This window comes from Methylomagnum sp., from assembly GCF_054333355.1.
This window is the reverse complement of sequence record NZ_JBTEKS010000144.1, coordinates 1-9,769: the sequence shown is the minus strand read 5'-3', so window position 1 is coordinate 9,769 and position 9,769 is coordinate 1. Positions and strand designations below refer to the sequence as shown.

Annotated in this window: 8 protein-coding genes; 4 read left to right on the top strand and 4 right to left on the bottom strand. The window is 59.7% G+C overall.

Features of this window, described 5'->3' with window-relative positions; translation table 11 throughout:
* Nucleotides 1-358: 358 nt before the first annotated feature.
* The gene (nfi, locus tag ACXWUF_RS12235; RefSeq protein WP_458494948.1) at nucleotides 359-1,027 is read left to right on the top strand and encodes a deoxyribonuclease V; all 669 of its coding nucleotides are present in this window, start codon (nucleotides 359-361) and stop codon (nucleotides 1,025-1,027) included.
* A gap of 113 nt (nucleotides 1,028-1,140) precedes the next feature.
* On the opposite strand, the gene ACXWUF_RS12230 is transcribed toward nfi, so the two are convergent.
* The gene (locus tag ACXWUF_RS12230) at nucleotides 1,141-1,362 is read right to left on the bottom strand and encodes an acetyltransferase (protein WP_458494947.1); all 222 of its coding nucleotides are present in this window, start codon (nucleotides 1,360-1,362) and stop codon (nucleotides 1,141-1,143) included.
* Nucleotides 1,363-1,466: 104 nt separating this feature from the next.
* On the bottom strand, nucleotides 1,467-1,721 hold the full coding sequence (locus ACXWUF_RS12225) for a hypothetical protein (protein WP_458494946.1): 255 nt from the start codon (nucleotides 1,719-1,721) through the stop codon (nucleotides 1,467-1,469).
* A gap of 199 nt (nucleotides 1,722-1,920) precedes the next feature.
* Here ACXWUF_RS12225 and ACXWUF_RS12220 point away from each other — a divergent pair, with 199 nt between their 5' ends.
* The 3 genes from ACXWUF_RS12220 (at nucleotide 1,921) to ACXWUF_RS12210 (ending at nucleotide 5,355) form a co-directional block, all read left to right on the top strand.
* Complete coding sequence (locus ACXWUF_RS12220; protein ID WP_458494945.1) at nucleotides 1,921-3,387, top strand: Ni/Fe hydrogenase subunit alpha; 1,467 nt, start codon at nucleotides 1,921-1,923, stop codon at nucleotides 3,385-3,387.
* Between the two features lie 227 nt (nucleotides 3,388-3,614).
* Nucleotides 3,615-4,829 carry a PilT/PilU family type 4a pilus ATPase gene (locus ACXWUF_RS12215; protein WP_458494944.1) on the top strand — a complete coding sequence of 405 codons (1,215 nt, stop codon included), beginning with the start codon at nucleotides 3,615-3,617 and terminating at the stop codon, nucleotides 4,827-4,829.
* Between the two features lie 22 nt (nucleotides 4,830-4,851).
* Nucleotides 4,852-5,355 carry a hydrogenase maturation protease gene (locus ACXWUF_RS12210; RefSeq protein ID WP_458494943.1) on the top strand — a complete coding sequence of 168 codons (504 nt, stop codon included), beginning with the start codon at nucleotides 4,852-4,854 and terminating at the stop codon, nucleotides 5,353-5,355.
* Between the two features lie 678 nt (nucleotides 5,356-6,033).
* Here ACXWUF_RS12210 and ACXWUF_RS12205 read toward each other — a convergent pair.
* Together ACXWUF_RS12205 and ACXWUF_RS12200 are read right to left on the bottom strand one after the other, a co-directional pair.
* Entirely contained in the window at nucleotides 6,034-8,709 is a 2,676-nt protein-coding gene (locus ACXWUF_RS12205; RefSeq protein WP_458494942.1) for a DEAD/DEAH box helicase, read from the bottom strand.
* 2 nt (nucleotides 8,710-8,711) lie between these two features.
* A complete protein-coding gene (locus ACXWUF_RS12200; protein WP_458494941.1) occupies nucleotides 8,712-9,644 on the bottom strand; it encodes a DNA methyltransferase in 933 nt (310 codons plus the stop codon).
* Nucleotides 9,645-9,769 lie beyond the last annotated feature (125 nt).

The window sequence follows — 9,769 nt, the reverse complement described above, 5'->3', positions numbered from 1 at the left end:
CGAGCCGAGTAGTCCCCGGTAGCCCGAGTGCCGGGCGGATTCCCGGAGGGAATCTGCAAGGCCCACGACCGGGCGTAGAGCCATTTGTGGAGCCACGTCCCGATCCCCTTGTTGGGTCGGGACGGGTGAACGCAGGGCGTCTGGGGCCGCCGAAGGCAATCACCGCCCGCGGAGAGGGCGATTCGGGCAGGGAAGCCCGAATCGCACTATCGGAGCGTGGCGCACACCAAATTTATAGGATGGGTGCAGCGCAGCGAAACCCATCACTCGGGTGCCGTTGGCCGGATGAATCTCGCGCCACCGGGCATGATGGGTTCCGCCATCGCTCCACCCATCCTATGAATCAAGAGGCATCGCCATGACTCTGCAACTCCATCACGCCCACGCCTGGAACGTCCCGCTCCAGGAAGCCATCGCCATTCAAAACCGGTTGCGCGGCTTGGTACGGATCGAGGACGACCTGCCACCCGGCATCCACCGGGTGGCGGGTGTGGATGTGGGCTTCGAGGACAACGGCGCCCTCACCCGCGCCGCCGTCGCCGTGCTGGATTTCCCGGCCTTAACGTTGATCGAAAGCCGCCTCGCCCGCCTGCCCACCGAGTTTCCCTACATTCCCGGCCTGCTCTCGTTCCGCGAAATCCCGGCCTTGGTGGACGCCCTGGACAGTTTGGACACGCTCCCGGATTTAATCCTGGTGGACGGCCAGGGCTACGCCCATCCGCGCCGCCTCGGCATCGCCTGTCATTTGGGCGTGTTGACCGGCTTGCCCACCATCGGCGTCGGCAAAACCCGTCTGGTAGGCACGCACATGGACGTGCCGGATCGGCGCGGCGCTTGGGTTTCGCTCATGGACAAAGGCGAGGAAATCGGCGCGGTGCTACGAACGCGGGTGGGCGTGCAGCCGCTCTATATCTCGGCGGGCCACCGGATGAGTTTGGTCACGGCGGTGGATTGGGTGATGCGCTGCGTGGGGCGGTATCGGCTACCCGAGACGACGCGGCAGGCGCACCGCCTCGCCTCGGGCTAATCAATCCCCTCTCCAGCGGGAGAGGGTCAGGGTGAGGGGATTCAAAAAAGCATTCTTCCTTTTGATATCCCCTCATCCCTGCCTTCTCCCGGAGGGGAGAAGGGGCAAAATGTCTATCTCTGCAACTCCTGATCCCGGTAATGCACATCCAGCCAGCATTGCGGCAGGGCTTCGCCGGACGGGAATATCAAATTGGTCTTAGGAAACTTGTCGGGGTCTTGCATCTCTTCGCCGTAATGCAGCCGTCCAATGACGGTTTTGTGATTCGGATTGACCAAATCATTGAGACTCAGCACCTCGACCAGATGTCCCTCGTTCTTCTGCTTGAGATACATGGCGTTCTCCTCGTGCTAGGTTGAAACGGCGTCCGCCGTCGGCCTTTAGACAGGACAACTGGCGGGGCCGTTCTTCCCGAAGCCGAGATGGCGGGGCCATCCCATCAGCCAAGGCTTTCCACCAAGCGCCAATAGGCCCGCATGTGCCGGTAAGTGCAGCGCTCGTCCGGGGGCGGCGCGAAGCGTGGGTTGCTCAACAACTGCTCGACGCAGGTGGCGATGTTGCCAGCGATGCCGGGCGAGGGGCTGCGGGCGTAGCGCATCAGGAGAAAGCGTAGGGCTTGCTGCACAAGCTCGGGCGCGGACGAAGGTTCGTTCTCGCCCACGGCCGGGTTGATGTTGCGGTGACGTGGAGTCATGGCCAATTCCTCGAAAATCAATCTTGCGGGGATTAAAATGATAACCATTCTCATCTTTAAGTCAAATGATTTGGCGAGCCATCCCCGGACCCGCGCCGAGTAGCGAGCCATTCCCCGCCCCGAAACAGTCCTTCAAAATCGCTGTGTTATGCTTGGGAAATCAGCCGCCACGCGGCGGCACACCCTGCGAGGACACGCCATGTACGAACATCTCGAAACCGCCGAACACCCGGAAAACCTCAAGCGGATCGTCATCGACCCGGTCACCCGCGTCGAAGGCCACGGCAAAGTGACCCTGCTCTTGGACGAGGCCAACCACGTCAAGCAGGCCCGCCTGCACATCGTCGAATTCCGGGGCTTCGAGCGCTTCATCCAAGGTCGGCCCTATTGGGAGCTGCCCATCATGGTCCAGCGCCTGTGCGGCATCTGCCCGGTGAGTCATCACCTCGCCGCCGCCAAGGCCGTGGATCAACTGGTGGGCGTGGACCAGCTCACCCCCGCCGCCGACAAGCTGCGCCGCCTGCTGCATTTCGGCCAGATATTGCAATCCCACGCCCTGCACTTCTTCCACCTGTCCTCGCCCGATTTGCTGTTCGGCTTCGGCAGCGATCTGGCGAGCCGCAACATCGTCGGCGTGCTGGCGGCGTACCCGGACGTGGGCCTGAAGGGCGTGAAGCTGCGGAAGTACGGCCAGGAGGTCATCCGGGTGATTTCCGGCAAGCGGGTTCACGGCACCGGCGCGATTCCCGGCGGCATGAATAAGGCGCTGACCGTCGAGGAACGGGATTATTTGCTGGAAGGCATCGACCACGCCATCGAGTGGTCCGGCGAAGCGGTGGAGATGGCGAAGCGCTTGTATCTCAGCGACCTGGACCACAACCAGCAATTCGCCTACATCCGCTCCAACTTCCTCAGCCTGACCCGCCCGGACGGCGCCCTCGACCTTTACCACGGCGGCCTGCGCGCTCGCGACGATCTGGGCAAGACCATCTTCGACCAGGTGGATTACCGGAATTACCAAGATTATCTGCGCGAGGAAGTGCGGCCCTGGTCGTACATGAAATTCCCCTACATCACGTCCAAGGGCAAAGAAACCGGCTGGTATCGGGTCGGGCCGCTGGCTCGGATCAACAACTGCGACTACATCGACACCCCGCTGGCGGAAGCGGCGCGGCAAGATTTTCTGGCCCACGGCGCGGGCGGGCCAATCCATGGCTCGCTGGCCTTTCACTGGGCGCGGATGATTGAGGCGCTGCATTCGGCGGAAGGTATCCAGCGCTTCCTGCTGGATGACGATGTGCTGAGCGGCGATTTGGTGACGCAGGGCGAGAAGCGCTACGAGGGCATCGGCGTGATTGAAGCGCCACGGGGGACGCTGTTCCATCATTACCAGATCGACGACCAGGACTTAGTGACCAAGGCCAACTTGATTGTTTCCACCACCAGCAACAATCAGGCGATGAACGAATCCATCCGCCAGGTGGCCGCGACCTATCTGGATGGGCAGGAGCCGAGCGAAGGCTTGCTGAATCACATCGAGGTCGCCATCCGCGCCTATGACCCGTGCCTGTCCTGCGCCACTCACGCGCTGGGCAAGATGCCGCTGGAATTGGAAGTGTTGGACGCCGCCGAGAACGTGGTCGCCCGCCTGGAACGGCATACCTAAACCTTTCCCGTAGGTCGGGCATGTACCCATGCCCGACATTTATGGTGCCGGGAAGGTGTCTATCGGTAATATTCCCCATTTATTTTCACCCCACGCGACGCCGCCACGTCCCGGCGTTGCGTGTAACATCCGCCTCGGCACATCCCCCCGGACTCCGACTAAAGCCACGGAACCACAAGAGGGGGAATTCGCCAGCCCCCCGACTTTGTTTCTTCGGAGATTGCCCCATGAAGTTCCAAGCCTACCTCAAGCTGCTGGTTTACAAGGACGGTTCCGACCTTTACCTGACCGCCCACGCCCCGCCCGCCGCCAAGTTCCAGGGCAAGCTCACCCCCATCGAGAACGTGACGCTGACCAACGAAATGATCGAGGAGGTGGCCAATTCGATCATGACCGAAGATCAGCGCCGGGAGTTCGAGCATAAGCCGGAAATGAACCTCGCCATCAGCGAGCCGGGCGTGGGACGCTTCCGGGTCAACATCTTCAGGCAACGCGGCTCTTACGCGATGGTGGTGCGGAACATCAAGGTCAAGATTCCGACCGTCGAGGAGCTCGGCCTGCCCGATACATTGAAGAACGTCATCATGGAGAAGCGCGGGCTGGTGCTGTTCGTGGGCGGCACCGGCTCCGGCAAATCAACCTCGCTCGCGGCGCTGATCGACTACCGCAATACCAACTCGGCGGGCCACATCATCACCATCGAAGACCCCATCGAGTTCATGCATCCGCACAAGAAGAGCCTGGTCAACCAGCGGGAAGTGGGCGTGGACACTCAATCCTACGAGGACGCCCTCAAGAACACCCTGCGGCAAGCCCCGGACGTGATCCTGATTGGCGAAATCCGTTCCCAGGACACGATGGAACACGCCTTGGCCTTCGCCGAGACCGGCCATTTGTGCCTCAGCACCCTGCACGCCAACAACGCCAATCAGGCGCTCGACCGCATCGTCAACTTCTTCCCCGAGGAGCGGCGCAACCAGCTGCTCATGGACCTGTCGCTCAACCTCAAGGCGTTCGTGTCGCAACGGCTGGTGCCCACGGTGGACGGCAAGCGCGCCGCCGCCATCGAAATCCTGCTGGGCACGCCCCTGGTGGCCGATTTGATCCGCAAGGGCGAGACCCACGCCATCAAGGAAGTCATGGAGAAATCCGAGGGCGTGGGGATGCAGACCTTCGACAACCACTTGGTCAGGATGTACCGACAGGGCTTAATCACATCGGAGGTGGCGATCAAGAACGCCGACTCGGCCAACAACGTGCGGCTCAAAATCAGCCTGCTGGACCCCGGCGCACGGTCCAGCGAACCCACCGACAACGCCGCCCCGCCCGGCCCCGACACTAGCGTCGGCGAGGCCGCGCCAGCGAAATCCGCGCCTGCCGGGACGTTGACCTTGAGCTTGGAACCGATGATGACCGAACAGGACGAGGCTAAAAAATCGTGAGCGCTACCCAAATAATCCGGCCATGGGCACAATGACGGCGGCGGTTTTGATTTTCGGCTATGGCAATCCCAGCCGGGGCGACGACGCGCTGGGTCCGTTGCTGCTGGATGCATTGGAGTCGCGCTTGGATGAGGACACTCGTCGGGCGGCGGGCGGCATTGAGTTGCTGACCGATTTCCAGTTGCAGATCGAACACGCCCTGGATTTGGTGGGTCGAAAGCTGGTGCTGTTCGCCGACGCCCACCTGTCCTGCCCGGCACCCTGGTCGCTGACAGCGCTGCAAGCCGCCGCCGATCCCAGTTATTCCACCCACGCCATCAGCCCGGCGTCGGTGTTGCGGGTGTACCGGGACATCCGGGGCGAGGAACCACCGCCATGCTTTTTGCTGGGGATTCGGGGGGAGCGCTTCGAATTGGGGGACGGCTTATCCGCCGGGGCACGGGCCAATCTCGACGCGGCGGTGGCACTGGCGCTGGACTTGTGCCGCCATCCTGAGCCGGGATATTGGCGCCAGCGCTGCAAATAGGACGGGCGGAGCTTCGCGGAACCCATCAAGCCGTGCCGCCGCGTTTCGCTCGGTCCCACGCGCCTTTAGCCCTTCATTCAAATCCCACCAAAATCCGCCGACGCCACCAGGACGACGCCGACGGCGTCAACATCCATCGGAAACCCCCCGGAAACCGACCACAAGTTCCTGGGCCGCGACAATTTCCCGCCATTCCGCGACGAAACCCCGCAGGCCGCCGCCCCCGGCAAGGCCGAACTGCGCTTCTATGCCGCCGTGTACGTGAAGAAGGATGCGGAAGTGGATCAGCTCAGCGATGACGCAACCGTAAGCTGCGCTCCATAAATCGAGGCGCGATAAAAAAGGCTTATCCGGATGAACCGGGTAAGCCTTTGTTTCATATTGGCTGGGGGACTAGGATTCGAACCTAGGTTGACGGAGTCAGAGTCTTCCATCGGCGATAATCTGCAACAATTCGCCGCACTAGATAACCAATCGAATCAAAGGTTTAGAAAAACATCCTTGCCGTAATCGCTTGCCAGTTGTTGCCTCAATTTGCCCCCGAGTGCCCCACGGGGCAGGGCTTCCCATGCCGCTTAAGAAGCCCCCGTCTTTAGGATTTCCAAACAGGGATAAAGCTCAAAATAGCTTTTTAAGGGCTTAGGACATTAACCACAAAAGCCACAAAAGCCCCTTCCCCTAGCCTTGCTCGACCTTATGGGCAATCTGCCCCGCCACGTTCCGCCCTTGCTCATCCTCAGCCATGGCCATCAGGAACAAGCACCGCCCGCCGCTGGATTTCTCCCACTGGTGCCCGACTTGCATCTTTTCCCGACTGTCATCGTTGGTTTTGTAGGGTTCGCCCTTGTACTCGACCGCCAGCAAGCGCCCGTCCACCAATTCGCAAACGAAGTCGGGGTAAAAGTAATCCGTCGCGGTCGGAAGCCAGAAAGAAAAGCGCGGTTCCTTTTCGACGTTGCGGACCCAATGCTTAACCATCGGATGGGCTTCAATCGCTTGGGCGCATAGGAATTCTTCGGCTAGGGAACCATCGGCCCGCCGTTCCCGAAGGTCGTGGATTTGCGGGTAATAGTGCTTTTTGAACTTGAAGCGCCCGCTATAGTAGGGCGGGCGGGCCATGTAATGATGTGGGCGGAATTCGAAGGCGTACCGGAAGGCATCTTCCAGCCGTACCGCTTCCATACCGGGCAAGGCTTTTTGAAAGCCGGTCGAAATGGCGAGTTGCCGCAAGCGGTCGATTTCCCGCCGGATGGCTTCGGCCAATTGGAATTCAGCCCGCACCAAGGCTGTCAGCGATAAGCCCCGGTCCCTGATTAGATGGCACACTATCAACCCGAGATACTTTAATAACTCGGCTTGGGAAATATCCGGTTGCCGGGTTTCCCGATCCAACCAGCGCACCAAATCTTGTTCCGTCGCTTCCGTGGGGATGTCGTTTAAGGACAGTTGCCGGGCATCCCCCGTGGTGTAGGTGATTTTCTTGCCGTCCAAGTCTATTTCAAAGGTGCGAGCGGTTTCGTGAACCGCGAACCCAGCCAATTGCACCGGGTGTTGAAGCAAGTTCAAGCCCCCGAGTTCCGCCAAGGTTTCCTTTTCGACGGGTTGCCATCCCCCGTCTTGCCATAGGCAAAGCATCGGGATGGGGGCGAACACCTCGCCCCGGCTGGCGGGGGCCAGCACCGCCGCACATTGCGCCCGGTGCCTGTCGATCTTTTCTTGTATGGCCCCTTGGTGTTTTTTCTCGACCGTGGCAAGCAGGAAGGTTTCCACGGCTTCCGTGACTTCGCCCTTCACGATGACGGTGGCCCCTTGGGACGTGGGGCGAATTTCGACTTTCCCCGCCAGTTCCGCCGGAACGGGTAGCGTAGTGTTGCCGGGCACGGTCGCCACGAAATCAGGCAGCACCGGCTTAGGGGGCGGTTGATTGGGCGGCGGGTCATCCCCGAATAAATCGGGACCGGGTTGCACCGCTTGTGCCGCTTCGTAAGGATCAAACCCCATGTTGTTTATCATGCGGTCGGTCAGTTGTTCCGCCGCTTCCGCGAAGCTGGTAGCCACGATGTGGGCATAAGCGCGGTTCAATTCCTGGTGCCCCCGGCTTCGGGCGTAGGGCATCCGCAGCACCCGGCCCAATAGCTGTTCCACATCCTTCGCCGAACGGCTTTCCTGTAGGGAACACAGCACATAGGCAAAGGAACAGTCCCAACCTTCCTTGAGGGCTTCCACGGTGATGACAAACCGCACCGCGCAAGCGGAATCGAACAGGTTCACCCCGTCCAATTCCTTTTGGCTTCCCGTGGCGATGGCGATTTGCTGTTTCGGGATGTGTTCCTGTTCCATCAAGTGCTTGTGCAGCACGTCCACCGTGACCGCGCCCCCTTTGGGCTGTGCCTGAAACAGCACCAAGGGGCGTAAGTAATCGGCTTCGCCTTGTGCCAGGGTTTCCAAGCGCTTGCGGGTCAGGATGGCATCCCTTACCGCATCCTCCCAGCCGGTGGGGTGTTCCCGTAGGATGATGGGCAGCTTAATCATGTCTTCGGCTTTCAGTTCTTGCGCCGCGACGTGATAAAGCACGTTGGAACCGGGTAGCGGGGTGGCGGTTAATTCGATAATGCAGGCGGGATTCAGTCGCTTAAGGGTTTCAAAGCTCTTGTGCGTGCGGCTGTTGTGGGCTTCATCGACAATGACGATAGGCCGGTGCAGGTGTAGCCAATTGGCAATGGACGCTTTCACCCGCCCCAGGTCGGCCCGCGTGAAATAGTGCTGGTTTTCCAAGTCGGCTTCCGACACGGTTTCCAAACCCGCCGCCCGTTGCGGGCTTAAGCCCTGAAAATGCGGCTCTAGGGTTTCGTCAAAGGCGTAGACGTTCCGTTGGCTGGTGTCGCCGATGCGGAAGGATTGGATGGTTGCCACGATGATGACCGCCGCCTTCCCCACGTCATGCGGCCCCACCGTCACCAAGCTTTCCAGGTCGCACACCCGGACCCGTTGCGGGAAATACTGTTCCAAGGCCAGCCGGTAGGGGTGGGTCGGGGATTTCAGGGCGTCTAGGGTTTGCGTGCGGATGGCATCGGACGGGGTGAGCCATAGGGCAATGGGCGCGTCAGTGTCCCGTAGGACTTTGCCGGTTTGGGCGATGGCGTGCGCGGCCAGGAGGGTTTTACCCCCGCCCGTGGGAATGCGTAGGCACACGCAAGGAATGTCCCCAAACGCCGCAGAGCCATAGCCCCCGCGCCGGTTTTGCGCTTCCATGGCGGCATCCCACGCGGCGTGGAGTCCATCGGTGCGGGATTGGGTGAACAGGCGGCTTAAGCTTGCCAGGGCGCGTTCTTGATAGGTTTTGAGTTCAAACATGGTCAACGCGCCCGGATGTCATAAGGAATCTGCTTGAACGTAATATTCTCGGCCTTGCGGCGGGCCTCGCCAATGCGCGTGGTTTCCCCGTAGATGACTTTCGGCCCATCGTGGGGGAATTGTTCCCGCAGCCAGGCGAATATCGCCCCGGTTAAGACATTGCCCCCGTCCGGGCGGCGGTCGCCCAAGATGCCGTTATACAGCAGGTAATAGGCTGTACCTTCGTGAATGCCCAATAACGGGGAATCGAAGCTTTGCCCCGCCGGTTGCCCGGTTTCAAAGTGCCACAGGAACGCGGCCAGGGTGGGGAAACGGATTTGATCGTTTATGCCGCCATCGGGGAGGAATACCGATTCCCCCAAGGTATAGAACCGAAAGCCCCCGCCGCCCTGCCATTCGACCGCTTTGGAAATGCCGCCCTGTTCCCCGGCGATAACCTTTTGTAAGCGGGGCAAACAGTGGGTTTCGGCATGTTCGCCCATTTCAATCCCGATATAGCGGCGGTTCATTTTGTGAGCGACGGCGGCGGTAGTGCCGGAACCTAAAAACGAGTCAAGGATAATATCCCCTTGATTGCTAGCGATGGAAACTATTTGACTAATTAAGGATTCCGGCTTCGGCGTTGAGAATGGCGAATCAGGATTAAAAGCCAATATTTCGCGACGTGCATCTTGATTGTTCCCCACATCTTGATGGAACCAAATAGTAACCGGGACCGTTCCTTGTCTAACATCGCTCGGGAATTTTTTTAATCGTGGAACCGGATTATCTCCATTCACGCCCCACCATAATAAATTATCCTTTTCATTGACTAGAGTGGCATCTTTATCAAAAGCCCAAACCCGTGTCGTTTTAGGCCATACGTCCAACCCGGTAAAAGGGTTACGTATTGGATAATATAAATTTGGGCGTTCATCCTTTAGAGATGTTCCCAAATTATCATAAGTATATTGTTCACAATTGTTACTTTAAGGCTGTCAGGGTAAAATCAAGCAATATTTCCCTCAATCTTTCCTTAATGGCACTCCTACGATGATCTTTACCAGCCTCGACGACATCC

Bases quoted from the DNA above. Each gene is read 5' to 3' on its own strand.
- ACXWUF_RS12230 (WP_458494947.1), bottom strand. From the start codon at position 1,362: ATGTATCTCAAGCAGAAGAACGAGGGACATCTGGTCGAGGTGCTGAGT.
- ACXWUF_RS12215 (WP_458494944.1), top strand. From the start codon at position 3,615: ATGAAGTTCCAAGCCTACCTCAAGCTGCTGGTTTACAAGGACGGTTCC.
- ACXWUF_RS12210 (WP_458494943.1), top strand. From the start codon at position 4,852: ATGGGCACAATGACGGCGGCGGTTTTGATTTTCGGCTATGGCAATCCC.
- ACXWUF_RS12205 (WP_458494942.1), bottom strand. From the start codon at position 8,709: ATGTTTGAACTCAAAACCTATCAAGAACGCGCCCTGGCAAGCTTAAGC.
- ACXWUF_RS12225 (WP_458494946.1), bottom strand. From the start codon at position 1,721: ATGACTCCACGTCACCGCAACATCAACCCGGCCGTGGGCGAGAACGAA.
- nfi (WP_458494948.1), top strand. From the start codon at position 359: ATGACTCTGCAACTCCATCACGCCCACGCCTGGAACGTCCCGCTCCAG.
- ACXWUF_RS12220 (WP_458494945.1), top strand. From the start codon at position 1,921: ATGTACGAACATCTCGAAACCGCCGAACACCCGGAAAACCTCAAGCGG.